29 protein-coding genes are annotated in these 26,361 nt (G+C 60.4%); 26 read left to right on the top strand and 3 right to left on the bottom strand.

Going from position 1 to position 26,361, the window contains the following annotated elements:
- Nucleotides 1–574 precede the first annotated feature (574 nt).
- From AC1D2G_RS33205 to nusG, 9 genes are all read left to right on the top strand, one after another.
- Nucleotides 575–1,795: a tyrosine-type recombinase/integrase gene (locus AC1D2G_RS33205; protein WP_477419336.1), complete on the top strand. Its 1,221-nt coding sequence runs from the start codon at nt 575–577 to the stop codon at nt 1,793–1,795.
- A gap of 448 nt (nt 1,796–2,243) precedes the next feature.
- Nucleotides 2,244–2,453, top strand: a complete 210-nt coding sequence (locus AC1D2G_RS33200) for a helix-turn-helix domain-containing protein (RefSeq protein ID WP_477419334.1) — start codon at nt 2,244–2,246, stop codon at nt 2,451–2,453.
- 83 nt (nt 2,454–2,536) lie between these two features.
- Nucleotides 2,537–2,890, top strand: a complete 354-nt coding sequence (locus tag AC1D2G_RS33195) for a winged helix domain-containing protein (RefSeq protein ID WP_477419332.1) — start codon at nt 2,537–2,539, stop codon at nt 2,888–2,890.
- Nucleotides 2,887–3,069, top strand: coding sequence for a hypothetical protein (locus tag AC1D2G_RS33190; protein ID WP_477419330.1), 183 nt, complete (start codon nt 2,887–2,889; stop codon nt 3,067–3,069). Before AC1D2G_RS33195 ends, AC1D2G_RS33190 begins: the two co-directional genes overlap by 4 nt.
- The gene (locus tag AC1D2G_RS33185; RefSeq protein WP_477419329.1) at nt 3,069–3,932 is read left to right on the top strand and encodes a hypothetical protein; all 864 of its coding nucleotides are present in this window, start codon (nt 3,069–3,071) and stop codon (nt 3,930–3,932) included. Before AC1D2G_RS33190 ends, AC1D2G_RS33185 begins: the two co-directional genes overlap by 1 nt.
- On the top strand, nt 3,933–4,208 hold the full coding sequence (locus AC1D2G_RS33180; RefSeq protein ID WP_477419327.1) for a DUF6074 family protein: 276 nt from the start codon (nt 3,933–3,935) through the stop codon (nt 4,206–4,208).
- Nucleotides 4,205–4,642, top strand: a complete 438-nt coding sequence (locus AC1D2G_RS33175; protein ID WP_477419325.1) for a hypothetical protein — start codon at nt 4,205–4,207, stop codon at nt 4,640–4,642. Before AC1D2G_RS33180 ends, AC1D2G_RS33175 begins: the two co-directional genes overlap by 4 nt.
- Nucleotides 4,635–5,120: a hypothetical protein gene (locus AC1D2G_RS33170; protein ID WP_477419323.1), complete on the top strand. Its 486-nt coding sequence runs from the start codon at nt 4,635–4,637 to the stop codon at nt 5,118–5,120. Before AC1D2G_RS33175 ends, AC1D2G_RS33170 begins: the two co-directional genes overlap by 8 nt.
- Nucleotides 5,117–5,650 (top strand): transcription termination/antitermination protein NusG, encoded by a 534-nt coding sequence (nusG, locus tag AC1D2G_RS33165; protein WP_477419321.1) that lies wholly within the window; start codon nt 5,117–5,119, stop codon nt 5,648–5,650. Before AC1D2G_RS33170 ends, nusG begins: the two co-directional genes overlap by 4 nt.
- A gap of 211 nt (nt 5,651–5,861) precedes the next feature.
- On the opposite strand, the gene AC1D2G_RS33160 is transcribed toward nusG, so the two are convergent.
- Entirely contained in the window at nt 5,862–6,329 is a 468-nt protein-coding gene (locus AC1D2G_RS33160; protein WP_477419319.1) for a hypothetical protein, read from the bottom strand.
- A gap of 37 nt (nt 6,330–6,366) precedes the next feature.
- Entirely contained in the window at nt 6,367–6,843 is a 477-nt protein-coding gene (locus AC1D2G_RS33155; RefSeq protein ID WP_477419317.1) for a YfbU family protein, read from the bottom strand.
- 136 nt (nt 6,844–6,979) lie between these two features.
- Between AC1D2G_RS33155 and AC1D2G_RS33150 the strand changes: the two genes are divergently transcribed.
- The 17 genes from AC1D2G_RS33150 (at nt 6,980) to AC1D2G_RS33070 (ending at nt 25,954) form a co-directional block, all read left to right on the top strand.
- The gene (locus tag AC1D2G_RS33150; protein ID WP_477419315.1) at nt 6,980–7,435 is read left to right on the top strand and encodes a terminase small subunit-like protein; all 456 of its coding nucleotides are present in this window, start codon (nt 6,980–6,982) and stop codon (nt 7,433–7,435) included.
- Nucleotides 7,410–8,810, top strand: coding sequence for a hypothetical protein (locus AC1D2G_RS33145; protein WP_477419314.1), 1,401 nt, complete (start codon nt 7,410–7,412; stop codon nt 8,808–8,810). Before AC1D2G_RS33150 ends, AC1D2G_RS33145 begins: the two co-directional genes overlap by 26 nt.
- Before the next feature lie 22 nt (nt 8,811–8,832).
- Nucleotides 8,833–9,087 carry a hypothetical protein gene (locus tag AC1D2G_RS33140; protein WP_477419312.1) on the top strand — a complete coding sequence of 85 codons (255 nt, stop codon included), beginning with the start codon at nt 8,833–8,835 and terminating at the stop codon, nt 9,085–9,087.
- Nucleotides 9,088–9,113: 26 nt separating this feature from the next.
- A complete protein-coding gene (locus tag AC1D2G_RS33135) occupies nt 9,114–11,252 on the top strand; it encodes a hypothetical protein (protein WP_477419310.1) in 2,139 nt (712 codons plus the stop codon).
- Nucleotides 11,252–11,545, top strand: coding sequence for a hypothetical protein (locus AC1D2G_RS33130; protein WP_477419308.1), 294 nt, complete (start codon nt 11,252–11,254; stop codon nt 11,543–11,545). The genes AC1D2G_RS33135 and AC1D2G_RS33130 overlap by 1 nt, the downstream gene beginning before the upstream one ends.
- Entirely contained in the window at nt 11,542–12,594 is a 1,053-nt protein-coding gene (locus tag AC1D2G_RS33125; protein WP_477419306.1) for a hypothetical protein, read from the top strand. The genes AC1D2G_RS33130 and AC1D2G_RS33125 overlap by 4 nt, the downstream gene beginning before the upstream one ends.
- Nucleotides 12,595–12,600: 6 nt before the next feature.
- Nucleotides 12,601–13,572, top strand: coding sequence for a phage major capsid protein (locus AC1D2G_RS33120; protein ID WP_477419304.1), 972 nt, complete (start codon nt 12,601–12,603; stop codon nt 13,570–13,572).
- A gap of 12 nt (nt 13,573–13,584) precedes the next feature.
- On the top strand, nt 13,585–14,076 hold the full coding sequence (locus AC1D2G_RS33115) for a hypothetical protein (protein WP_477419302.1): 492 nt from the start codon (nt 13,585–13,587) through the stop codon (nt 14,074–14,076).
- A 93-nt stretch (nt 14,077–14,169) separates the two neighbouring features.
- Complete coding sequence (locus tag AC1D2G_RS33110; RefSeq protein WP_477419300.1) at nt 14,170–14,940, top strand: hypothetical protein; 771 nt, start codon at nt 14,170–14,172, stop codon at nt 14,938–14,940.
- A gap of 2 nt (nt 14,941–14,942) precedes the next feature.
- Nucleotides 14,943–15,626, top strand: a complete 684-nt coding sequence (locus tag AC1D2G_RS33105; protein ID WP_477419298.1) for a phage adaptor protein — start codon at nt 14,943–14,945, stop codon at nt 15,624–15,626.
- Nucleotides 15,623–17,239, top strand: a complete 1,617-nt coding sequence (locus AC1D2G_RS33100) for a hypothetical protein (RefSeq protein ID WP_477419297.1) — start codon at nt 15,623–15,625, stop codon at nt 17,237–17,239. Before AC1D2G_RS33105 ends, AC1D2G_RS33100 begins: the two co-directional genes overlap by 4 nt.
- Entirely contained in the window at nt 17,236–17,703 is a 468-nt protein-coding gene (locus AC1D2G_RS33095) for a GNAT family N-acetyltransferase (RefSeq protein WP_477419296.1), read from the top strand. Before AC1D2G_RS33100 ends, AC1D2G_RS33095 begins: the two co-directional genes overlap by 4 nt.
- Before the next feature lie 27 nt (nt 17,704–17,730).
- Nucleotides 17,731–19,308 (top strand): tail fiber domain-containing protein, encoded by a 1,578-nt coding sequence (locus AC1D2G_RS33090; protein WP_477419294.1) that lies wholly within the window; start codon nt 17,731–17,733, stop codon nt 19,306–19,308.
- 353 nt (nt 19,309–19,661) lie between these two features.
- Nucleotides 19,662–21,662, top strand: a complete 2,001-nt coding sequence (locus AC1D2G_RS33085; protein WP_477419292.1) for a glycoside hydrolase family 24 protein — start codon at nt 19,662–19,664, stop codon at nt 21,660–21,662.
- On the top strand, nt 21,662–23,740 hold the full coding sequence (locus tag AC1D2G_RS33080; protein ID WP_477419290.1) for a hypothetical protein: 2,079 nt from the start codon (nt 21,662–21,664) through the stop codon (nt 23,738–23,740). The genes AC1D2G_RS33085 and AC1D2G_RS33080 overlap by 1 nt, the downstream gene beginning before the upstream one ends.
- Before the next feature lie 268 nt (nt 23,741–24,008).
- Nucleotides 24,009–25,556 carry a hypothetical protein gene (locus AC1D2G_RS33075; protein ID WP_477419288.1) on the top strand — a complete coding sequence of 516 codons (1,548 nt, stop codon included), beginning with the start codon at nt 24,009–24,011 and terminating at the stop codon, nt 25,554–25,556.
- A gap of 11 nt (nt 25,557–25,567) precedes the next feature.
- Nucleotides 25,568–25,954, top strand: coding sequence for a hypothetical protein (locus AC1D2G_RS33070; RefSeq protein WP_477419287.1), 387 nt, complete (start codon nt 25,568–25,570; stop codon nt 25,952–25,954).
- On the opposite strand, the gene AC1D2G_RS33065 is transcribed toward AC1D2G_RS33070, so the two are convergent.
- Nucleotides 25,951–26,346 carry a hypothetical protein gene (locus tag AC1D2G_RS33065; RefSeq protein ID WP_477419285.1) on the bottom strand — a complete coding sequence of 132 codons (396 nt, stop codon included), beginning with the start codon at nt 26,344–26,346 and terminating at the stop codon, nt 25,951–25,953. The genes AC1D2G_RS33070 and AC1D2G_RS33065 overlap by 4 nt on opposite strands.
- Between the last annotated feature and the right edge of the window lie 15 nt (nt 26,347–26,361).

Below are 26,361 nucleotides of genomic sequence, written 5' to 3'. Positions count from 1 at the left end.
GTGCCGAGCTTGACCTCCGTCTTGCTCGCGAGGTCGATCACACCAATGATTTCGGCTTCGTTATTCCTGGCAGCCAATACCGCACATACAGTCGCGAGCATGTGAGCCTCCGCTAATAATCTTAACCTCCAGGAGCCGGCTTGTTCCCCGCCGCGACTAGCCGACCTGCAAACCAACACGGACAGCCAGCCCAACCGGCCACTGATGCCGTCGAGGAGCGAGAATGCCCGCATTAGTTAAAAAAATAACAAAAACCTAAAAGGCCCTGGTCTAGGTCGGCCCAAGGGAACGCCGAATAAGACCACGCTGCTCAAGCACGCTATTTTGAAAGCAGCGGCGGAATATGCCTAACTGCGCGGGGCTTCGCAGTTACCAGCCGGGGCGCGATGAGGGGAGCTTCGCCGCCCCGGGGCTTGACTGGCGGAGGAAGTGTCTTCCATACCTGCGTTGGCTGACGTTTGCAAAAGTCCTTAAAAGCTATTGATTCCTAAGGGTTTCCGGCATTCTTTGTTTGGCGTAATCCGTCCAAATCCGCTAACATCGTGCTTCGAAGTTAGGCACGGAGTTGCAGAAAATGGTCCGCTCGCTCAACCTGCTTGCAGAGACAACCGTCCGCGCTAAAGACCTTAAAGCCGGTCGGTATAGCGATGGCGGCGGGCTCTACCTGCGGGTTAAGAAAGGCGGGACCAAATCCTGGTCGTTCATCCACTTCAAGGGGTCTGGCAAAGGGCGCGACTGGAAGGAAGTCGGGCTCGGTTCCTATCCCTCTGTCTCCCTTAAGGCTGCGCGATTGGTAGCGACCGACTGCCGGGACCGACTACGGCGAGGGCTCGAACCGATCGACGCGGACGCCACGACGGAAAAACCGACGTTCGCGAAATGTGCGGAAGACTTGATCGCCGCTGTTGGCAAGGGCTGGCGGAACGCCAAGCACAAGGCGCAATGGGAAATGACGCTTGGCGACACGTATTGCAAATCCATCCGCAAAAAGCCGGTGGATCAGGTTACGACCGTCGATGTTCTGGAGATCCTGAAACCCATCTGGCAAGAAAAGCCCGAGACGGCGCAACGGCTGCGCGGTCGGATTGAACGGGTGTTGGATTCTGCCAGGGCGGCCGGTCATCGTTCTGGCGAAAACCCCGCCCTATGGCGCGGTCACCTGCAACACCTGCTGGCGAAGCGCAAGAAGCTCTCGCGCGGTCATCATGCCGCCATGCCCTACGCTGACGTGCCTGCGTTCGTGAAGCGCCTGCGGGCATCTGAAGCCATGTCTGCGAAGGCGATGGACTTCCTCATCCTTACGGCGGCGCGCTCGGGGGAAGTCCTCGGCGCCACATGGCCGGAAATCGATCTGAAGGAAAAGCTTTGGACCGTGCCTGGGGATCGGATGAAAGCTGGCGTTCTTCATAGGGTGCCGCTCACAGACGCGGCCCTGGCAATCCTGACGCCACTTTTCGAAGCGCGCGTGTCAAACTACGTGTTTCCCGGCGAAAGCAAACGGACCGTTGAGATGCCGCTGTCTGTGATGGCCATGACCATGCAGATGCGCCGGATGGAAGTCGGCCACTACACACCGCACGGCTTCCGATCGGCCTTCAGAGATTGGGCCGGCGATCAAACCAGTTTCCCGCGCGAAGTTGCTGAAGCCGCACTCGCGCACAAAGTCGGTGACCCGGTCGAGAATGCATATCGCCGCTCCGACGCTTTGGAGAAGCGGCGCAAGCTGATGTCGGCCTGGGCCAACTTCCTGAATGCTCCCGCCTTGAAGGGGAACCTTCGCGTCGTTGCCGCATGAGAACAGTCAGTGAACAAATAGTTGTGTGCTGGGGTGTCCGGACTTGACGGATATTCCGCGCCACCACATTATTACAGGTGAGGTTGAGCGCGTTTTGCGCAGCTCCCTCCAACATTTCCAAGAAATAGCCTGAGGGAGGATCGGCGACTGGCGTGGGGATTCGCTCCCTTCGCGAGTTAGTCTTTGGTGCCGGGCGTTTTGCTGCGTTCGACCAAACGCGAAACCGAATCGAGAGGTGGAACTAAAAGTGAACGGAATTCGCTTCACGTCTGCGAAAACTCCGGTCAAAAAGGCCAGAAAATGAGCTTAAGCCATTGATAAAACAGGTTCACGAAAATGTGATTGAATACCTGTGGGAAGCCAAAACAGGGGTGGGCGGGGACTCTGTCCCAATGGTAATATGTGGCTACTGATTTGAGTGTGTTTGCAAGCAACGAAAGGAAACTGAATGAACGCCAGTCCGAACGCCTACACGGTCGATGCCTTCTGCGATGCCTACGGCATTCGCCGCAATCTCGCCTACGATGAAATCAAGGCTGGTCGACTTTCTATAAGGAAAGCCGGGCGCCGAACCATCATTCGCAAAATTGATGCTGATGCATGGCTCGATAGCTTGCCAGTCGGCAACAAGGAGCCTGCCCCTGCGGGGGAAGCTTGAGCGGTCCGTCTGGACAACCAACCGCCCAAGCCGATCTGACCCGACTTTTTCGTCATCCCCTTAGAATCCGAAAGGACCAGAACATGCATTCCATAACAGGCGCCGGAGCCGGCGTTAATTCACGAAATGAAAACGCGAACAAGAAATTCGCTATCACGGTACGGACGGCGGCCAAAGGCGAAAAGCGAGGCGAGGTTCTTTCCTTCGTCGGCCGCGAGGCCTGGGCGCTTCGGGAGCTGATCCGGGCCGGTGACGCAGGCTGCACGCCGATCGACAATCCCGCTCCCAGGTGGAGCCATTACATCTGGCTTCTTCGCGAGACTTTCGACATTGAAACCGTGGTGGAGGATCACGGCGGCCCGTTCGCGGGTCATCACGCCAGGTATGTCCTTCGCGATGATGTGTCGATCCTTGAAGACTCTGCGGTGGCCGCGTGAGCGCTGATCTCGGCAAGTTGCAAGATCCCGTCGACCTCGCAGCTTCGTGGCTGGCTACCGGGTCGGCGGATCGCTCGAAGGCGATAATCCCGCAGTTGCAGGAGAAGTTCGCGTTGCCGCTCAAAGACGCGGTCGAGGCCTGCCGGCAGGCGGCGCTTATCCGGGCGAGGTCGGCTTGATGAGCCTCGCCACCGCTGCCAAGGCGCGTCATCGCGCCAATCGGACAGGAAAGATGAAAGTCGGCCGGTGCATCCTGGCCGACAAGCCGCGCCAGACGGCGCCGTTTATGCTGAACAACGCGCGGCTTCGCGAATTGGAACGGGTCATAACCAGTCGATACGGTGTGATCCTGCCTGAGACCGACGACGCCGACCTTTTTATCGAGGTCGCCGCGTACTCACTCAATGCCCATTGCCACCAGACCGGGGCCGATCTGGATAAAGTCCTGGCTGATTGGTGCCGTCGGTGGGCGCCGTGGGCATTGCAGCGGGCGGGGACGATCATCCGCCCGATTCTCAATATGCTGGTCGGTCGCAAATACCAGATGAAGGCCGACGAAGCGGCGCGCAAGATTTGCCTGACCCTGTTGGAGCGGACAGCGCTCGAAATCAAGACCATGGGGGCGTGCGATTTTTCTGCCCGCATCCGCAAGGGTATCGCAAAGGATGTCAAGCGGTCGAATGATCGAGCTCGATTGACCGCAAAGCGCCGGGCCAAGGGTGTGGAGCCTCGCGAAAGCTGGCTGGCCAAAAATTCCTCATCCAAAAGTCGCCCATGGGATGCCGAGGGGATTTCTCGCGCCCAATGGTACAGGCGCTATCGTGAGACAGGTCCGTCGCTAGTAGGTATCTCTACCAAAAGCGACACACTTGTCTCATCGGTCACAATCGGTTTGCCGCTTGGCTCGGCGGCGGTCGTCTTGGCGCTTCCGTCAAAGTTCCTTCCTTCCCTCCAAAGCGGACATGGTGCCGTAAACGCCAACGGCGGCGCCGAACAGTGCGACGGGGAAGAAGTGCTCAACCGTATGGGAGCAGCGAGCTAAATGGAACAGAACCGAGACAAAACGGCATCGATCGTTCCATTCCCGCTACACCGCAACGTTCGGCTGGTCCGAGAAACCATCGGCGTTCTTGAAAAGCGCCATGGCCCCGCCGCTGATCGCTTTTGGCGGTCGACCGTTCGCCAGCAAATTGGCCGGATGCAGCTTTGCGGGCTTCATGACGGCGACGTGATCAAGGACCAGATAGAGAAGTTCGCCCTGGTCGTTTTCGACGCCTTGCGCTCGTCGGCATCTCAACGGGGAGGGGATGCCGCATGACGGTGATTGAGACTGAAGGCGGGTTTGTCGTGGTTGACGGTGGATTGACGCTAGCCGGTCCTTTCCCGACCAATGCCGAAGCGTGGCGCGCCGCCGATCGGCGCAATAATGAGCCGATCTCCCCAGCCGAAAAGCGGGCTGACTGGATTGCAACCAAGATCCTGTCGAGGGGGCCGGCGCCGATCAACCCGCAGAGGCAGGAAAGCCGTAAGGCGAAGCGGGAGGCGAAAAAGAAACGCAAGGCTGAGCATAGGCTGAAGGTCAACGCGGCCAAGGCGCCGGGGTGGCTACGCACAGGCGCGTCAGCAAAGTTCGACCCGCAAGGCAACCGTGCTTTCAAGACATCTCAGCTCGGCACGTTCGGCGCGGCCTCGGGAGTCAGGACGGTGGACGTGGCTGACTATCTCTCATCGAAAGGTTGCCGCATTGACTGACGAGAGCGAGGAACTATCCGAAGAGCAATTGCAGCGCATGGCGGAAAAGCTGCTGTCCGGCTATCAGCCGGCGTCGGCGCTGACGGGCCTGGACCCGCACGAAATGCGGATGGCGCAAAGGCTGCTCGGCCGATCGAACAGCGACCGGCTGGCCCGCACGGGCAGGGAAGGGCGGTTCAAGTACGTCCGTCCAATGCATATCATCGAATATTACAGGAACGGGTGGGGCTGGGCGATCGATTTGCTGGAAAACGGTAAGCGCCAGACCTTCAAGGCCCAACTGAGCGATCACCAGCTCGGCCTCGTGCTCGCCGCAATCAAACAGAAGGGAGTGCCCATTCGGCGCTTTGAGACCGAAGGCGAGAAACAGGACCGACTTGAACGCGAACGGCGCCTGGAAACCAATCCGACCATCAAGACCAAGCCTAAAAGCGCGCGCTTTGATGTTCTCGATGAATTGAGGGACTTCCACCTATGAACAAACACGTCGATCTGCCGCGCTGGTTCATCGCCAAGACTCGGCCGGGCCAGGATCTTAAGGCTGGGGAAGAAATCCTTGCGCTCGGGCAGGCAGTTTACCTGCCGCAATTCAGAAAAGAATATAAGCACAATCGGCAAAACCGCTGGATCACGCGCTATTACCCGCTGCTCAACGGCTACCTGTTCGTGTTGGGCTCGGTGCACTGGCATCGCGTCTTGAACTGCTCGGCGGTGGAGAAGGTTTTGCGGACACAAGCCGGGGCGGGCGTCGGCGAACCCATCATGATTGACGACGCGACGGTCCAGACCATTCGGCGGGCGCAAGATGCCGGTGACTTCGATGAGCTGCGAGTGCACGGCCACAACGTCGCGGTCGGCGAAACGATCAAGGTGACAGAGGGCGCGCTAATCGGCCTCAAGGGCGCGGTCCATGGTGTCGGTGAGAAAGATATCACCTTGATGCTCAATATCTTGGGCCGCGAGGTAAAGACGAAGGCTCCTATTGAAATGTTGGGACGAACAGGCTAGATTGCGCTCATATTTGGGACGTTTATCCCGTCTCTTGTTGATTTGGGCGAATACGTTCGTCTGTGCGAGGTCTCTGAGCTATCGCCGGAACGGTGTGAGGATCGCCCCTCACGCGGCGGGGAAGCCGTACCCTTCAACAAACGTTAGCTGCTGTTTGCAAACGTTGGTCGCGTGACGGTCAACGTGTAACGTGATGTAACGTTACGTGGCGTTACGGACCCCGGGCAGAAAGCCAGACGGACAGGAGCCCGGTGAGCGAGCCGATGACCCCGGCCAGCGTACCGATGATCCCGATGATAACGCCAGACCACGTAATCGCAGATTCGCGCCGGTCTCTGCGCTCCGCCCGGATCGCTTTTCGAAGTTCGGAATACCCGACCGTCGTCAGGTGCCAAGTATGTAGCTGGTGCGACTGTTCCCAATTGGCGCTGGTCTCGCTTGCGTATTCATAAGGAACGTCGAGCCGGTTCGCTTTACGGAGCAGCCTACGAGTTTTGATCGCCTCGATCTCGTCAACGTGCAATGAAGTTGCCCAGTGACGCCCATATTCGGCCTTTTGGCGGTCGCTGGCCGTTTTAGCTGCTGCCAAATCGACACTGTAAGCGCGGTCGATTCGCCTGATAGCGCGCCGGTTCCTGGCAATTTCCAATGCCTCCCTAATGCGCAGTGGCATCCACATTGTTGACTCCAACCGAGTAGCGCCCTCGCTTTTGCGCTCAGGCCTTCAAAACTTCATCAGCGGCCGGACCGGCCAAGGGATAAGGCCTGCCTAGCTTGGACCAAGCCTCAAGCTTCCGGCTGTACCGTTCGGTTGTTGGATAGTGGCTATTCATATCCTTGCTCGCCACCTTTACGAAATCCCAGCGACCGTCGCCCCTGAGAAACCGGGCATAGCTCATAAACGCAGTTTCGTTGTTGCCGTCGAAACCAGGAAATACGGCGTCACTTGGCACAGGCTTTTTTGCCGTAACGTATGGCTGCTGAAGCGCGTCAAAAAGGTTCATCACATCGTTGACGTAACTGCATTCGTCTTTGGTAAGGCCGTCGTAGATGTGGTCGGTAATCGAACTGTACTCACCACTTAGGCCATCCTGAATGATCTTCGCAGGGCGCTCCCACTCTCCCTTGGGGTCAAGCTTAGAAAGTATCGTGTACTGGTTGAGCAACATCAACCGCTCGGTCTTCGAAAACATTTGGTTTCCTCTCGCACAATTGCAAAGGCAAGCAGAGCACTAAACCGCCCGACCTACAACGGGCTCAGCACAAAAGTAATCACCAACGCGGACAGCCTGCCTTCGGGCCGCTGATGTCGCAGAGGGCAAAACACCCATGACAGGGCGACCGACCATATTCACCCAAGAGCTCGTGGACACGATCTGCGAGAGGATTGCAGACGGCGAAAGTCTTCGATCGATTTGCGAAGGCGAAGACATGCCGAACAAGTCGACGGTGTTCCGCTGGCTCGCTGCCGACGAGGCATTTGCGACCAGGTACGCGCACGCGCGCGACGCCCAGACCGACACGTTCGTCGATGACATGGTCGACATAGCCGACGACGGCCGAAACGACTGGATCGAGCGAAAGAACGCGGACGGTGCTGTTACCGGCTGGCAGGAGAATGGCGAGGCGCTTCGCCGGTCGGCTCTCAGGGTCAGCACGCGGCAATGGATCGCCGAGAAGATGAAGCCGAAGAAATACGGCAGCAAGCTTGCGCTCACCGATCCGGATGGCGGCGCATTGACCGTAAACGTGGTGAGCCGTGCCGAGCGTCGACCTTCCGAGTAATTGGGAGCCGCGCGACTATCAGAAACCGGCATGGGATTCGTGGCTTGAAGGCTGCAACCGCCAGCTTCTGATCTGGCATCGCCGCGCCGGCAAGGACGACATCAACCTTCGCATGCATTCCGTCGCCGCGTTCAATCGCGTCGGAACGTATTGGCACATGCTGCCGGAATACGCCCAGGCGAGAAAGGCAATCTGGGAAGCGGTCAATCCGAACAGCGGCAAGAGGCGGATAGACGAGGCCTTTCCTCACGCGATCCGGGCGAACACCCGCGAGAACGATATGTTCATCCGGTTCAAGAACGGGTCGACATGGCAGCTCGTCGGGTCGGACAATTACAACGCCCTGGTCGGGTCTCCGCCGGTCGGTTTGACAGCTTCGGAATGGGCATTGGCGAACCCGTCGGCCTGGGCCTACCTGTCTCCGATCCTCGCTGAAAACGGCGGCTGGGCTTCGTTCATCTCGACGCCGCGCGGCAACAATCACCTCAAGGGGATGTTGAAGCGGTTCGCCACGGATGACCGTTGGTTTACCCAAGTGCTGACGGCGGAGGACACCGGGGCAATATCGCTGCAAGCGATCGAGGATCAGCGCGGCGAATACGAAGCGCTCTTCGGCAAGGCGATGGCCGATCTGCTGATCGAGCAGGAATTCTACTGTTCCTTTGCCGGCGCCATGGTGGGCTCCTACTGGGGAGCGGAATTAGCCGCGGGTGAAGTCGAAGGCCGCATCGGTATCGTGCCGATCGACTGGCGCTATCCGGTTCACACGGCTTGGGATCTGGGCAAGGCCGCGAACAATCCGATTTGGTGTTTCCAAGTCATCAACGGCAAGCCTCGCATCGTTGATTTCTACAAGCCGGAAAGCGACGACCTGGCCGACTGGTGCAAGTGGCTCGACGACAAGGGCTATCACGGCCACGACTACGTTCCGCATGACGCAATGGTCATGAATTGGGGCGCCAACCGCACCCGGTTCGATACGCTGAAAGAGCACGGGCGCAAGCCGAAGATGGTGCAGATGGTCAGCGTGGCCGATGGCATCAACGCAGCACGCGAGACGATCAAAGTTGCTCAGTTCGATGAGGGCCGATGCGGCGACGTTGGCATAGAAGGCCTGAAGGCTTTCCGGCGCCAGTGGGACGATGACCGCAAATGCTTTCTCGACCTCCCGGTGAAGGACTGGGCTGAACACATCGCTTCGGCCTTCCGCTATCTCGGCTTGGCCTGGAAGGACGCAGCACAGGCACCGCCACCCAAACCGAAGCTGCAGGATTCCACATATGCGGTCGGCGACGACGGCACGATCCGCTCGCAGATGACCGTCCATGAAGCCGTCAAGGCCATGGCCCGCCGCAAGAAGCGGATAGGCCGATAATCCACCAGAAGGAACCACAGTCATGAGCACGAAGACTGAAACCGAAGCCGACCGCACCATTCGCACCATCGCCAGGCAGTGGCGTGGCGGCGAACACGTCATGGCCGGCAAGCGCGCGTCGCAATTCATCGCCAGCACGCCCGACGATGGCCTGCTTGAGCGCGTCAAGGCCGAAATCCCCGGCATCGAGCGCTATCTCAGCGCGCCGGTCATCACCGATGCCGATCAGGCCGACGAACCCGTCAAGCCACGCGGCAAGGCTCCCAAGGCCAAGTAAGCGGTTCCATGTCGAGAAAGAACCTGATGGCAAAGTCGAAACTCAAAGCCAAGACAGTGCCGACCGACGGCCAGCCGTTGCAGGAGACCGGCCGGAAATGGCTGGTCTGCATCGAGGACGCCGAGAAGGTCGAAAAGAACTGGCTCGACGATGCCGCGATGGCGGTGTCTGCCTATACAGGCGAGGGCAACAAGGTCGACACGACGTCGGCTGATGTCGGGATCGCACCGGATTTCAACATTCTCTACGCGAACGTTGAAACCATTGTCCCGGCTACCATCAACTCGGCGCCGGCTCCCGACATCCGCAGGCGCTTCGGCAACGAAGATCCGGTCGCGCGCGACTTTGCCCAGATCGTCGAGCGGTCTATTCGCATCCAGGTCGACGACAGCAAACTTCAGGTCGAAATGGAGGCCATGGCGCAGGACGGGTTCCTGGCCGGCCGTGGTGTCATCCGCCTGCGCTTCAAGAGCGACTTCGAAAAGGGCGGAGAGACGACCGACGAGGAACTGTCGCAGATTGCCGGAAAGGACGATGACGCCACCGAAGGCGAGGATCAGCCGTACGATCAGCCCGACGAGACGGTCACCAACGAGCGGATCTGTTTCGAAGCGGTAAGCTGGCGGGATTATCGCCACGGCCCTGCAAAGCGCTGGGAAGACCGTCCGTGGGAGGCTTTCCGGCACGTCATTGGTTGCGATGACTACGACGACTTTGTCGATGCCTCGCTGGTCGCAAGCCAGGCCGCCGACAGCAGCACGCCGACCGAACCCGACAAGGATCATGAGGCGTGGGAGATTTGGGACCGGAAGAGCAAGACTGTCGTGTTCGTCAGCGCCAACGACGGCAAGGTGCTGAAGCGGGTCAAAGACCCTCTTGGCCTGTCGAAGTTCTTCCCGACCGCCACGCCGGTCCAGCCGATCGAGATCAATGGCCGGCTGATGCCGGTCAACCCGTATTCGATCTATCGAAAGCTGGCCGAAGAACTGGACATGACGACCAAGCGGATTCGGATCATCACCGAACAGCTTAAGGTCAAGGGCTGGTACGGTGTCAGCCCGACCGACGTTCAGGCCGTGTTGGATGGCGACGACAACGAATTTGTTGCTATCGCTGAGGCGGAGCGCTGGGCCATGGCCGGCGGCTTGCAGAACGCAATCATTTTCTGGCCGGTCGAAAAGCTGACCATGGTCTTGCGCGAGCTCTACACGCTGCGCGACCAGACCAAGCAGGCCATCTACGAAATCACCGGCATTTCCGACATTGTTCGCGGCGCCAGCAAGGCGAATGAAACGCTTGGCGCCCAGCAGATCAAAAGCCAGTGGGGATCGCTGCGCATCCAGAAGATGCAGCGCATGATCGAGCGCGCGGCCCGCGACCTGTTCGTGATGATGTCCGAAATCATCCCGGCGAAATTCTCGCCCGAAACCCTCCAGAAGATGACCGATATCCAGATCCTGCCGACAGAGCAGGATTTGACGCCGATCCCGGTTCCTCCGCCTCCGGCACCTCCCGCACCCGGCCAGCCGCCTATGGCGCCGGAACAGATGCAGCAGTTGCAGCAGCAGGCCATGCAGGCCCAGGAAGCGGAGAAGGCACGACAGGCCAAGTTGCAGCATCTCATGCAGTTGCGGGGGCTCATGCAGGAGCAGGCGAGCGCCTACTTCCGCATTGATGTCGAGAGCGACAGCACAATCCAGGCCGACCTTACGCGGCAGAAGGCGGAGGCCACCGGCTTCATGCAGGCAGCAAGCCAGTACTTCCAGGCCGTCGGACCGCTGGTGCAACAGGGCGCGTTGCCCATGGAACTGGCGATGGAAATCTTCGGCTCGTTCTCCCGGCTGTTCAATCTCGGCAAGAGCGTCGAAGACGTGGTCGACGAGCTGGTGCAGATGGCGAAGTCGAAGGGCAAGCAGCCTGCCGGGCCGAAGCCTGATCCGAAGGCCGAAGCCGCAGCCGCCGAGCAGAAACAGAAAATCGAGGCGGCGCAAACCGATCAGCAGATCAAGATCGAGAGCGCCAAGACCGATCAGGGCATCAAGCAACAGAACGCTGCGATCGATGCCCAAATCAAAAACACCGAATTGCAGATCAAGCAGGCGCAGCTTGCCATGGTGCAACGCCAGATGGCTGCGCAGCAATTCGGCATGGCGGGGGCGATGTGATGGGCGAGCGTTTCGTGTGGCGCGATGGTCATTTTCGCGACCGGGCGACCGGCGAGCCGATGGACGTTCCGGTTCGGCCGCTGGCTGTTCCGATGATCACGCCGACGATGCCGGCATATGCCAGCCCGATCAACGGCAAGCTGATCACCACGCGTCAGGAACGCCGGGAAGACCTGAAGCGCAGCGGCTGCGTCGAAGCGGGTGACGCCGGCATGTCGCCGACCAAGGGCAAGTTCAAAAACAAGGCCTTTTGCGCCAAGCGGGGTCTAACTGTGAGCGAGGAATTCCGATGAGCGTCGAACAACTGAACAATGCAGCGACCGACACTGCGGCCGGCGTAATCGCCAATGATGCGGCGATCAGCGAAGACGCCGAACTGGAAGCGCTGTTCGACCAGGTGCAGCGCGACAACGGCGCCGCCCGCGACGACGGCGGCAAGTTCGCCTCTGCCGACGGTGGCGAAGACGAAGAGGTCTCACTGGAAGGTGAGGACAAGGGAGAGGCCGGCGACGAGGATGCCGCTGGTTCGACGCTCGCGGCGCCCGCCGCCGTGCCTCTCCCGGCAAATTGGAACGGCATGGATGCCGATTGGGCGAAGATCCCGCCGGACGTGCAGGCCAAGATTGCGGCGCGCGACACCGACATCCACAAGCGCATGACAGATCAAGGCCGGCAGATCACCGCATTTCAGCCGATCGCGGCGGTTGTCGCGCGGAACAAGGATTTGCTGGCCGGCAAGACGCTGCCGGACGGAAAGCCGTTCACAGCGCCTCTGGCTGTCGAAGCCCTGTTGAATGCACAGCGCCGCCTGGAAGCCAATCCAGTTGCCGGCATCATCGATATTGCTGAACGGTTCGGGATCACCAAGCAGCTTTTTGCTGTCCTGACCGGTCAAGCCCCAATTCCTGCCGATCGCCAGCCAGCCAGCCCCTCGGCCGCTGATGTTGAGCGTATCGTGAAGGATGCACTAAGCGAGACTGCCCAGGTCGCTGCCGTCAATGAGGAATTGAACCGCTTGTCCAAGGACAAGCCGCTCTATTCCGAAATCGCGGAAGACGACATGGTGCACTCGATCCACAAGGCACGCGCCAGGCTGGGCGAAGCCGCTTCCAAGGAAGCCATCTTCGACCTCGCCTATGACATTGCCATCCACGCCGACCCCGATCTGCGGGCAAAGGCAGCCAACCTGAAAAAGGCCGCTGCGAAAGACCCGAAACGGACCGACGACGCGAGGCGGGCCAATGCGGTCAACGTGACCTCGAATTCATCGGGCAAGACGCGCCAGCTCACCGAAGACGAGCAATTGGCGCGGGCCTATGACGCAGCACAAAGCAAAGGATAAAAGCTCATGGCAACGCCATCAGCCGTCTTTACGCAGATGGTTTCGACCACTCTGCGCAACACCGCGACCGAAGTCGCGGACAACGTCTCCAAGCATACCCCGCTGCTCAACCGCCTGAAGGCCAAGGGCAACGTGAAAGTTCTCGACGGCGGCACCGAAATTCAGGTTCCGCTCGAGTACGGCGAAAACCAGACCTACCAGCGCTATGGCGGCTATGACACGTTGAACACCAACGCGTCCGACATCGCCACTTCCGCGAAATACGACTGGGCGCAGATCGCGCTGCATGTCGTGTCCAGCGGTGCCGAGCTTCGCAAGAATGCCGGCAAGTCGGCGATGGTCAATCTGGTCAAGCTGAAGAAGAAGAACGCCATCCGCACCGCGTCGAACAACTTCTCGATCGACGTGTTTTCGGACGGCTCGCTTCCCAACCAGGTCAACGGTCTGGCCAACATCATCCAGTCGAACGGTCAAGGCACCGTCGGCGGGCTCGATTCGTCCACGGCCATTGGCGCGTTCTGGCGCAACAAGTTCCGCGAGATCACCGGGACCAACGCCTACACCAAGGACACCATCCTTGGCGAAATGAACCAGCTCTGGATGGATCTGACTGTCGGCAGTGAAACGCCGGACCTGATCACGTTCTCGCACGACCTGTTTTCGGTCTACGAGGCGTCTCAGCAGCAGTTCCAGCGCTACATCGACGAAGAGAAGGCCAAGGCCGGCTTCCTCGGCTACAAGTACAAAACGGCCGATGTCATCTTCGACGAAAACACCAACTTCGCCACCACGGCGGAGAAGGGATACTTCCTCAACACCGACTACCTGTACCTGTTCCAGCACAGGGACGCGCAGTGGTCGGAGGACGAGGCCAAGAAGCCGGTCAACCAGGACGCCATCGTCATCCCGTTCTACTGGATGGGCAACATGGCGTGCTCGAACCGGTCTCGTCAGGGCCTTCTCCTGGACGCGGCATAAGGAGATCAGATCATGACCGCTCTTGTAGGCGCCAACCTCGGCGCAACGTACACTGCCGCCCAGCTCTATGGCTCCGAAGGCTATGGCGCTCCCGGCATCGGCGACATCTATGTCAGCCACGACAACAAGACCTACCGCTTTGTGAAGTACAATTCCGGTGCCGGCGCGATTGCCGCCGTCGCCGGCAACGTGGTGGGTTTCTATGCGCCGGGCGGCGTTTCGACCGGCGTGACGAACGAAGTCACCTCGGACGTGTCCGACACCGCCGCGAATGGTGCCGGCGTGCTGGTCGCTGCTCCGGGCAACGGCGAATATGGCTGGATCCAGGTCATGGGCGTGGCAACAATCACCACCGCCCTGGTCTCCGGCGCCGACGGTAACGGGCTGATCCTTTCGGCCACCACCGACGGCACGCTGAAGGTTGCCGCCGCTGTCACCGACACGGTCTGCGCCTATGCGATCGACGCTTCGGCGAAAATCATCATGTGCGCGTTCCCGCACTAAAGCATCGCGACAATCTGAAGAACCAAACGCGGCGGTCCTCCGGGATCGCCGCGCCCCTTTCGCTCACCTTCCAATTCCGAACGGAGGCCATCAATGGCAAACGAACAGCAAGAACCGGTGATCCGCGTCATCGGATTCAAGACCACCTACGAGCGTCGGGCCAAGCGTGGCACCGACCCGCTGAACGAAGACATGGACACCAAGGGTTTCCTGCTCGACAGGAAGGGCAACCGCGTTCTCGAAAACGTCGCGGTCGACTGGGTGACATGGGCGCCCGTGGCGGGCGTGCTGTCGACGCAGAACACCGACCGCGTCGAAAACATCCGCCCGGACAGTTCGATGCTGAAAGAAAACAGCACCGGCACGAAGGCGACTTTCATGCGCGCGCGCTGGGCTAAGATCGAGCCGGCATACAATGCATGGAAGGGCGGGCAGGAAGTGCCGCTGAACGGCACGCCGCTTGGCGCGTGGCCGGCCGTCAATGCGGGCCAGGTCGACGTGCTTCGCCATTACGGCATTCGCACCGTCGAGGAAGTCGCCGGGCTTTCCGAAGCGCAGATCGGTCGCGTCACCCTGCCAGGCATGCGGGATCTTCAGAAGCAGGCCCGCGTGTTCCTCGACAATTCCGACCGCGCCGATTCCGCCAAGCGTGAGGCTGACAAGGACAGCCAGCTTGAGGCCTTGCGCGACAGGCTGGCCGAAATGGAAAAGTTGCTGGATCAGCGCACGGCGCCAACGAATGCCGAACCGGCCGACGACGAGGTGACCGAACTTCGCGCGCAGCTCGACGCCAAGGGCATCACCTATGACAAGCGGTGGGCTGCTCCCAAGCTGCGCGCCGCGCTGATGGCTGAGGCCGCATAGTCATGACGATCCTGACCGTCATTCAGAACGCCAGTCTGGCGATCGGGATCGCTCGCCCGTCAGCGGTGTTTTCAAGCACCGAACGCGAGCTTGTGGAAATGCAGGCGGTCGCCAATGAGGCGGCGAACGTCATCGCTGAAGCCTTCGACTGGCAGAAGTTGCGCAAGATTGCGACGACTGCCGGCGACGGCATTGCGGAAGCCTTCAGCCTGCCGGCCGACTATGGGCGGATGCTGACCACGGCGTCTCTGTGGTCCAGCCGCTTCACTTGGGACATGCAGCATATCGTCAGCAGCGACGAATGGCTGGGCATCACGGTCTGGCCGGTCAATCCGCTCGTCGGGGCTTGGACCGTCTACGGCAATGAACTGCATATCCTGCCGATCATGGGCGCCAGTGAGACGGCCAAATTCTTCTACATCAAGAACCAGATCGTTTCCGGTGGGCAAACCGAATTCCTCGCCGATGGCGACACGTTCGTGCTAAGCGAACGCTTGCTGAAACTGGCCATCATCTATCTGTGGAAGCAGGGGAAGGGCCAGGACTTCGCCGCGGAACTTTCCGACTACGAAATCGCACTTGCGCAGGAGATGGACAAGGACGGCGGGTCAAAGCCCGTGGTCTCTGGCAACCGCCCCGGCAATTGGCGGCGCTCGAATGTCTGGCCGGGATCTGTGGTCGGATGAAGAGCGCTTTCCTTGCCAAGAACGCCAAGCCCGGCCGCGCGCGTAATACGCAGATTGTCACCCTGCCGGCGCCGATCGCCGGATGGAGTACGGCAGGCAGCCTTGCAAACCCGACACCGGCCACTGCCCAGGTGCTGGAGAACTGGCGCCCGACCACGACCGGCATCAGGGCGCGCGGTGGCAGTCGCACACATGCAACGGTATCTATTGCGGGCGATCCGGTTGAAAGCCTGATCTCGTTCAATGCGCCTTCCGGCAAGAAGCTTTTCGCCGCGACCGAAACCAAGATTTTCGACGTGACAACGGTTGCCGATCCGGTCGTTCCGCCGGCCGCCGTCGTGACCGGCCAAACCAACGGGTATTACTCCTATACCGACTTCACCACGTCGGGCACCGAGTTTCTGACCATCGTCAACGGCCATGATCTGTTGCGGCTCTATGATCCGGTCGGCGGCTGGCAAGTGGTCACGGGTGTTTCAGCGCCGGTCGCCATCACCGGCATTGCGTCGACCGCGATGCTTTCCTTCGTTTGGGTCTACCGCCAGCGCCAGTTTTTCATCCAGGCCTCGACACTCCTCCTGCGATATCTGCCAGTGAGTTCGGTCGGCGGAGCGCTTGGCACGGTCGATCTGAACGGCGTTTTCCAGCGCGGCGGCTCCCTCTATTTCGGCTCCACATGGTCGATGGATACTGGCGACGGCCTCGACGACAAGATTGTTCTGGTGACCGATCAGGGCGAGGTCGCGGTTTATCAGGGCTCGAACCCAGCCGATGCCAATGACTGGCAACTGGTCGGCCGCTACGACCTGGCAGAGCCTCTTGGTCCGCGCGGTTCGATGCATGCCGGTGGCGATCTGCTGATCCTGACGGAAGACGGCATCGTCCCGATTTCGGTTGCCGTCAGCAAGGACCGGGCGGCAATTGACCTTTCGACGATATCGCGCGAAATCGGCCCTGACTGGCGCCGGGAAGCAGCCGCCAGGCGCACGCTACCTTGGGAAATCGTGAAGTGGCCCGAACGCAGCTATGCGATTGTAAACTGCCCGGTGACCAACGACGAACAGCAGCCGATCTGCTTCGTTGTGAACACGCAGACTGGGGCCTGGTGCAAGTACACCAATTGGGACACCCGCTGCATGATCCTGCACGCCGGGCAGCTCTATTTCGGGACCAACGACGGGCGCGTGAAGCTTGCCGAAGTCGGCGGCAACGATGACGGCGCCGGCATCTATTATTCGTGTGTCGCGAACCCGGACAACCTCGGCGTGCCGGGCGCGATCAAGACGGTTCACCAAGCCCGAGCGACCTATATCGGCTCGACGCCGTTCATCGACAAACTGTCGGTCTCGATGAACTACACGATTGAACTGCCGTCGCCGCCCGATGCCACCGCAGACATCTCGTCGAACGAATGGGACAGCGGACTATGGGACGTTGCCCTGTGGGACGGCCCGGAAAGCCCTGTGCAGGTGCTGGCGCGTTGGCGCTCGATCGGCCGCAGCGGCTACGTCATGCAATGGCAATCGCAGATCACGGGCGGCCTCACGCCGCTTCCTGACACGGAGCTTGTCAGCATCGACGTGTCATTCGAAATCGGGGCGACAATCGTATGACGGAATACACGATCAAGCGCGAAAGCTTCATTGCGGCCTGGCCTGAAATCAAGCCGCTGGCCCGGATGCATTTCGAGGAAACCCGCGAACGCTTTGCCGCTGAAGGCATGCCCATGGCGCCGTTCAACCCGCGCCTTGATATCTACGAAAAGGCGGACCTTGGCGGCTATCTCTTCACCTTTGTCGTCCGCACTGAAACGGGCCAGGCGGTCGGGCATTCGACGGTCTACATCCAGACCGACATGCACAATCAAGAGACGATTGCGCGCGAAGACACGATCTACGTCCATCCGGATCACCGCAACGGTATCGGCCGAAAGCTAACCCGTTTCATTCTCGAATTCCTGAAATCGCAAGGTGTCGTCCGTGCCACGATCGACGCCCGCACCGATCCCCGTGCCGTCGCGCTTTGGCGCCGTCTTGGTTTCAAGCCGGTCGCCGAAGTCATGATGATCACCTTCTAAGGAGCCGAAGCAATGTGCGCACCTAGCATGCCGGAGCCACCAGATCCGAAAGTCACGGCGGCGGCCCAGACTGGAACTAACGTTTCCACGGCACAGGCGAATGCCGCTCTCGGAAACGTCAACCAGGTCACGCCCTACGGCAACCTTACCTATACGCAGTCGGGTCAGAAGTTCATCAACGATGAAACCGGCGGGCAGACGTTCTGGCAAGGGCCGAACGGTCAAATCCAGTCGTCAGCGCCGACCATGCAGACTGGCGCGCCAACGACACAACAGGTCCCTATCTATAGCGGTGGCGGTGGCGGTCATAACGGGGACGGCGGGCGGACTATAACAGGATACCGTACGGAAACCGTACCGGGAGCCACGACCACGCCGGATGGCTGGACACAGGTCAAAGGGTACAATGTCCCGACCTACACTGCTACGCAGACGCTGAGCCCGTCCCAAAAGGCCATTTTCGATCAATCGCAGAAGGCGCAGACGAACCTTGCGACCACGGCTGCCGATCGGTCGGCTTTCCTGCGGGACTATCTCGGCAAGCCAATGAACACGTCCGGCATTCCGGCGGCTGGCAGCGCGTCCAGTCTGACGATGCCGAACTATCAGAAGTTCGCCAATGGTCCCCAGTTGCAGACCCAGATAGCTAATGCGGGCTCGATTGCGCGGACGTACGGCCCCGCCGATCAGAGCTATTCGACGAACACCAAGGCGGTGGAAGACGCGATGTACTCGCGCCTCAATCCGCAGATGGATCAGCAGCGCGCCGCGCTGGAAACCCAGCTTGCAAATCAGGGCATCCGTCTGGGTTCCGATGCCTACAACAATGCAATGAGCGTCCTGAACCAGGGCCAGAATGATCAGCGGACTTCCGTGCTGCTGGCGTCCGGTCAGGAGCAGTCTCGCCTTGCCGATCTCGATGCCCAGCGCGCCGGCTTCCAGAACGCTGCCCAGGCGCAGCAATATGGCCAGAACGCCAACAACGCGACGTTTGGCAACACTGCAAATCAGCAGATGTTCGCCAATCAGAACCAGGTCACCGGACAGAACAACCAGCTTCAGGATAGCACGCTTAATGCGCAGCTTTCCCGGTTCAACGCGCAGAACCAGGCGCATACCCAGGCGTTGAACGAAGCTTATGCGGCACGGGCTCAGCCGCTCAATGAAATCAGCAGTCTGCTCAGCCAGTCGCAGCTTCAGCAGCCGAATTTCGTCAACCCGACCATGCCGACGATTCCGACCGTCGATTATGCCGGCCTGGTCAACGAAAACTACAATCAGCGCCTCGCCATTGCCCAGCAGCAGGCCCAGGCGTCACAGGGCATTCTCGGCGGCCTGTTCGGTCTGGGGTCATCGGCCATCATGGCATCCGACCCCGACATGAAGAGGGACAAGCGCAAGGTGATCGACCTCGACGACGATGGAACAGGCTTGTGGACCTACAACTACAAGACCGATCCGAAGGGCGCGCCGAAGCGTCTCGGCCTCATGGCCGACGAGGTTGAAAAGGTCGTTCCTGACGCTGTTTCGCGCCGGCCGGATGGATATCGGCAGGTTGACTACGGCAAAGCCCTGACCGGCCTCTTTGCAATCGGAGCGGCATGATGGCGTCATTCATTTTCGGTCCTGATCAGCAATACAAGACGCCCGCCGAACTGGCGAAGGCGCGCGCGGTTGCGAATGCAATCCTGATGAACCAGAGCGCACCGAAGAACGTTGGCGAAGGCCTGTCGGCAATCGGCCAGGCGCTGCTTTTCCGATCGATGATGGGCAAGGCGGACGCGTCGGAAGCCGCTGGCAAGACTGCCGCCAATGCCGCGTTCAACCCGGTGCTGGCTGCTCTTGGAGGGCCGTCCGCGTTTCCGTCGGCGCCGGGCGCCTCTGCGCCGTCTTCAGGGGCTGCCGACTATGGCGGCGATCAGCTCGCATGGGCCGATGCCAAGCCCTATCAGAAGGCATTGCTCAACACGATTTCAGGACCGGAGAGCGGTGGCCGTTACGATGTCATCTATGGCGGCGGCAAGTTCAGTGATTTCTCGCATCATCCGGAAAAAGCTGTTCGCATCCAGACTGGACCGAATGCCGGCCGTACGTCGTCGGCCGCCGGCAAATACCAGTTCCTCGGCTCGACGTGGAACGATCAGGCCAGCAAGCTCGGGCTGGCGGACTTCTCTCCCGTCAATCAGGACAAGGCGGCATGGAATCTTGCTGCCGAGACCTACAAGGCCAAGACCGGACAGGATCTGGACGCCGTTCTGCAGTCTGGCGATCCAAATGCGATTGCCAGCGTCGGCAAGGTGCTTAGCCCTATCTGGACCAGCCTTCCCGGTGGCATCGAGCAGGGCACGAACACCGACAGGTTTGTGGCGACCTACCAGAAGGCGCTTGGCGCTGGCGCAACCCCGGCTCAGGCCCAGCAGGCCGCAGCGCAGGAACAATCTCCCGTGCAGGTTGCCAGCCTCGATCCGTCCGCTGGCGTGAGCGCTGCAACCGCTCGGCCAATGCCCCGCGAATATGCCGCCAAGGGAATGACCCAAGCTCAGTGGGACGCGATGAACCGCCCCGGCGAAGAATTGGCACCGACTGCTAACGCTGCTCCTCAACCGGACGCGGTTCCCGTCCAGCCCGGCGAGGTGGGCGGCCCCGCCGCTGTCACACCGCCCGGACAGCGTGTCTTGGCCGCGATGATGAACCCGGCGCCAATGACCGGCGGACAGGCTCCTATGCCCATGCAGGCGCCACAGGGCGGCCAGCCACAGCCCGTACCATTGCCACAGGCCCAGACTGCGCCAGCGGCAGCAAGTCCGGTCGCTCAGGCGTTGTTCGGCAAGCCGGCTGCACCGCAAGCACAGATGACGGCGCAAACCGATCCTTCGATGATCCCTGCGACCGCTGGCGGCACTGCCGACACGTTTGACGCCTCGCAAGGCGCGAGCATGCAGCAGCTTTACAACGCGCTTCAGCAGCCGTTCCTGAGCGACGAACAGAAGGACATCATCGGAGCCGAGATCCAGCGTAAGCAGCAGGAAGCCGATCCGCTGCGGCAGCTTCAGATCCAGGCGGCCCGCAAGTCCTTGGCTGTCCCGCCGAAGCAGTGGCAGAAGCTCGACGACAACACACTGTTCGACCCGGCGTCTGGCGAGACAAAGCAGATCGGCGCCGCCGGCCCGACGAAATTCGAAGGGACCGGCCTCGACGCTCAGGCTTGGAACATCCTGCAAACCGCCGATCCGTCGTCGAGGGAATACGCGACAGCGTATGCGATCATCTCGCAGCCGAAGACGCAACTCGTCCAGACAGAGAATGGCCTGGTGCCTGTCCAGGTGCCGCCAACGCTTCCGGCCTGGCTGAAAGCGCCCGGTGGTGCTCCTGCGGTGCCTATGGGAAACCCGGCCGCGCCTCCCGCGCCGAATGCCGTCCCGACGCCTGGCCCGGCGGCTCCTGCGGCACCTATTTCTGCCCCGGCTCCGGCTGCTCCGCCACCAAGCGCCCCGGCAGCGGGAGCGGCGATCCCCGGCACGACGAAAGCGCCGACTGAAGCGCAGTTGCGAAATCAGCAACTCTATCAGGTGGCCGCGCCGGAACTGAAGATTGTCGAAAACAACTTTGACGCGCTCTCCAACCTTGGCGATCAGGCATGGTCGGCCATTCCCGGCAGCGACAACTACGGCGCAAACTTCATGCAGACGCCAGAATACCAGCGCGCCAGAAATTCATTGCAGACGATCATTGCGACGTACCTCTACAGCACGTCCGGCGCCACGGCGAACCCCGGCGAAGTGGCAAACCAAGCCTCCGTTCTCATGCCGAAGCCGGGTGAAGACCCGACCTCTGTCGCCGACAAGCGCGCCCGTATCCGCACCATGGTCGACGCGATCAAGACGGCAGCCGGCGGACAGCCAGGCGCGGCCCCGTCAGACGCCAAAGCGACTCTCAAGCAAAAGTACGGTCTCGACTGATGGCTGATCTCGCACGCATCAAAGGCAACATTGGCAAGATGGTCGCTCAGGACGCGCCTGAAGCGGACATCGACGCCTACATTGCGTCCGAAGGCGTCTCGCTCGACGACGTGCGCAATTTCAAGCCGGCCGGTCACAATGCCCCGGAATACGTGCCTCCTGGTGTGAAGGGATACGATCCGAAAACCGGCGAGGTAGCACCGGACCAAAACACGACCATGATGGACAAGCTCGGTGCGTTCTCGTCGAGCGTGCTCAACGGCGTTCCGATCGCCGGCCCCTACATCAAAGCGGGTGTCGAACGTCTGGGCGGAATACTTTCCGACGAGAGCCCCGAGCAGCATCGCTACGCGCTCAATCAGGCGACAGAACGAGCGGTGCACGACAATCCCTACACAGCAACGGCCGGCGGTGTATCAGGCGCTGTCGCAGGCACCTTGCCGGCGATGGTGGCCGCTCCACAGGTGTTCGGTATCGGCGTGGCTTCTACGCCGCTTCGATTGTTGGCGTCAGCCGGTAGTGGCGCGCTTATCAATGGCGCTGATGCTTCGGTTCGCTCCGGCGGCGATGCCAAGGAAACTGTGAAGGGCGGAATTATCGGCGGCGGGCTCGGCTTGGCTGCTCCGATCGTTGCGCCGCTGGTTGGCCGGGGCGTCAAAGCCATTGCCGACAATGTGCAGATCAGTGCGATTGCTCGGGCTCTCGGGCTGGATAAGCGAGCTGTGTCCGTTCTCGCGAAAGCCGCCAAGGACGACGCCATTGACGCGTCGATGCTCCCTAACCATGGCGCGGAAGGCATGGTTATGGATCTTGGCCCCAACATGCGCCATACGGCCGGCGCGATTGCTGCGACACCCGGCGAAGGAAAGCAGATCGTTCGCGGCGCGATCGGCGCGCGTGACGCGGACGCGAATTGGCGCATCCGTTCCACCCTTGACGACACCCTTGGTCCCGCGCCGACGCCGTCCCAGATTGTTGAACGGATCGATCGCAATCAGCAGCGGTTGCAGCCAGAGTATCGGCAGGCTTTGCGGGACGCTGCGCCAGTCGACACGTTGCCGATTGCCCGCTACCTCGAACAGGAGGCGCAGACCTTGCGAGGCGATCCGCAGCGCGTCGTCCAGCGCGTCCGCTCGATGCTCGACCATCAGCCTACGCCGGCAGACATCGCCCGCGCACGAGCCAATGGCGAACCGCCTCCGGGCACGTCGCTGGTGACGGACGCCGGAGAGTTGCTGAACACCCGACACGCCATCGACGACATGCTGGAAACAACGCAGGGATCGAATGCGGTCAATGCGCTGACCACCGCGAGGCAGGCTGTTGATGACGAGCTGCGCGCATCAGTTCCCGGCATCAAGGAAGTTGACGCGAAATATGCCGAGCTGGCCCGCCAGCGCACGGCGCTTCAACGTGGCCAGACGGTGCTTTCCGATGGGCGTGAGGCGCCACGACCCATTGAACTCGCTGCGGAGGTTCAGAACGGGGCGCTGCCGCAGGGTTTGCAGATCGGGCCATCTGCCGTGCCGCTCCGCTTGCGTGAGGGCGCTCGGGCTGAGATAGAGCGCATTGTCGGGACCAGGGCGAACGACCGCGTTGCGCTACAGCAGATCATAAAGGGCGAAGGCGATTGGAACCGGGCGCGATTGTCGACCCTGTTCGGCGACGATAAGGCGCGCGCGATTATCGATCTGCTCGACCGGGAGCGGCTGTTTGCCGACACGTCCAACATCGTCACGCGCAATTCTGAGAGCGCCGCGCGCATCGCCGCCCAGGATGCCGTCACAGGCGAGGCGGGGAGGGGCTTTGGCGTACCTGAAGCCTTCATGGCCGGCGGCGTGCGCGGCGCGGCGCGTGCTTCTGGCTACAGGGCGGCAGAGAACATTATCAACGCGCTGCGCAGTGGCGGGAATGAGAAAGCGATATCGGATATGGCGCGCTCGCTGACTGCTGGTCAGCAAAGCCCTGTGCTGGCGGCGCTCATGAAGGCCAGCCGGGGATCTCCGCTGCAACAGTCACAGGTCGATAAAGTCGCGCGGGCTTTGCTGCTCTCGGGTCCGTCCGCCACTCGCCGCTGATTTCTGTTTCCGCTCTTCGAAGAACCAGATCAGAAGCACTGAGAAAGTGCCGACGAAAAGGCCGACACCCAGACCCATCATGAACCTGGGTTCGAGGCTGCTGAGAAACGAATCCAGGCCCTGACGCAGAACCGCCAACACCGCGATGGTGATCAAGGCGGCAATGATTTGCAAAACGGTCGTTCGCGACATTCCGCCTTTTAGCCGATTTGCAGCCGCTCGTTAAGAGCCGGCCCAAGCACCCCACAATCTGACTACGGAGAACGCCATGCCCCGCGTCAATAAGGTCATGCAATTGCTGCCGGGCACCTATGGGTCGCCGAACACGACCGTCAAGTCGGCGCCCTACAACGCCCAGGTCGACGACTTCGTTGCTGAGATGAACGGTCTGCGCCCGATCGAGTATGGCGGCACGGCGGCGGCTACGGCAGTCGGTGGCGCGGACAATCTCGCCACGATCGGCGCCAACATCGCGAGTGCGGCCACAACCGACATTGGCGCCGCAACTGGTGTGAGCGTCGGCATTACGGGCACGACGACTATCACATCGTTCGGCACGAAGACGGCCGGCGTCATGAGGTATCTCAACTTCGGCGGCGTTCTGACGCTCACCCACAATGCAACATCGCTGATCCTGCCGACTGGGGCGAATATCACCACGGCGGCAGGGGATACCTGTGTTGCCCAGTCACTTGGTGGTGGCAACTGGCGGGTGATCAGTTATCAGTCGGCGTTGGCTTTGCCAGGCAAGATTATCAGCACCGACGCAGGGGCGACGGTCGGGCCGACTTTGACGCTGTTCAGGGACTCTGCATCACCTGCCGCTTCTGACCTGATTGGCAATGTCAGCTTTGACGGCAGGGACTCCGCCGGCAACATCGAGACATATGCCAACGTATTCGGCACTATCGAAGACCCCACGAACACGTCAGAGGATAGCTCTCTAACGGTCAGCACAAAGATAGCGGGTTCGTTAGTGCCTTCTGCCAAATTCACTGGCGGCACGACCACGCTCACACTTGTTGACGCTGGCGCGACGGTCGGCCCGGATCTCAAATTGTTCAGGGATTCGGCATCCCCCGCCAATGTGGACCTGATCGGGCGCCTGCTGTTCCAGGGCAGGGACAGCGCGGGCAATGTCCAAGATTATGCTGACATCACAGGGCGAATTACAAACGCTACGTCAGCTTCAGAAGGTGGTCGACTGAATTTCAATACAACTGGCGGAGGTGTGACTAAAACCATCGCCACCATCGACGGCTTTGGTGTTGGTGTGGATGGCGATGTCACAGCCACTAACGGTACATTTTCATCGGTATTGTCCGCCAATACGCTGAGCGGCGTAAGTGTCACTTCCAGCTTTGACGTGACTGTAGGCAGGGGAGTGCAATTCCCGGCCACTCAGAGCCCTTCTGCCGATGCCAATAACCTCGATGACTACGAGGAAGGCACATGGACGCCGGCATATTCCTTTAGCACTGGCGGCACGGCCGGCTTTGTCTACTCGAACCAGTCGGGCACATACACCAAGACGGGGCGGGGAATCATTGCAACCTTTGACAACACGGTATCGACGCTGGGCAGCGGTTCCGGAACAGCAACCCTTACCGGCCTGCCGGTCGCTGCGATTGCGCTGAGTTCAGGGCCGGTTGGCCTTTACGCGAGCATGACCTCCATTTCCGGAGCTCTTACCGTGCTCGCCGTCTCTACGGTTCTGCAAATAAAAATCGGCGGAACAACTGGCACGTCCGACCTGAACAAAACCAATATGTCAGCAACGACCCGCATGAGCGGCACTGTCGCTTATCAAGCATAAAGGAAAATCCCATGCGAAATACGGTTCTCAATCAGATCACGCTTTGCGCCGACGGTTCGATCGGCATCCAGCTTCTGAAGCAGGTTGTCGACAACGGCGAGGTGCTGTTTTCCGAGCCTCATCGGACGGTCGTGGATTGTTTCGGCGATGTCGCTGAACAGGTGGCCGCCGTCAACGCGCACCTAGCCTCGATGGGTTACCCAGCCGTTCCCGATGAAGGCGTTCAGCGCATCGAGGCCTTGCGCGTCATCCAGAACAAATCACCGGACGTTCAGGCGAAGATGGCCGAAGTGAAGGCGGCACGAGAGGAAGCGGTGGCGGTGGCGGAAAGGGTGAAGGCGGAATCTTCATCGGCTGAAGAACTGCTGTCAACGACCGCCCTGAGCACTCGCGCCTAGTGGCGCCGCTTGCTAGCCATCTGAACGGCCTCATCGATCTGGCTACGTAGGTTGAGCAGATCCTTGTGTTGAAGTTCTAAGGGCAAATCCGCCCCGCCCTCCAGCCTTAACAGGAGAGCGACCGTTCCGTCTTCCTTCATCGCCAATTGAGTTCCTGTTGCGCGGATGCCTTGAAGGGCAGGCTGCTTGTTTGCCGGGAGAACAGCAAGTAGTTTCCCGGCTTCTGAGGCAATCGCTGCTATAGCCAGCGGAATGCATTTGATCGCAAAGTCCAACTGATAAATTTGCTTGTCGACCGACCCAAAAATTACGGACACAGCCTCGGCTGCTTCGCTCATCCCGGATGACAAGACGACCTCTAATATCGGCGCTTTCATAACATTCTCTGGCATGAGGACTTCCTCTAT

The sequence above is a fragment of the Mesorhizobium sp. P2_C7 genome (genome assembly GCF_056404515.1).
The sequence above is the reverse complement of the archived record's forward strand: the minus strand, read 5'-3'. Positions and strand labels throughout refer to the sequence as shown.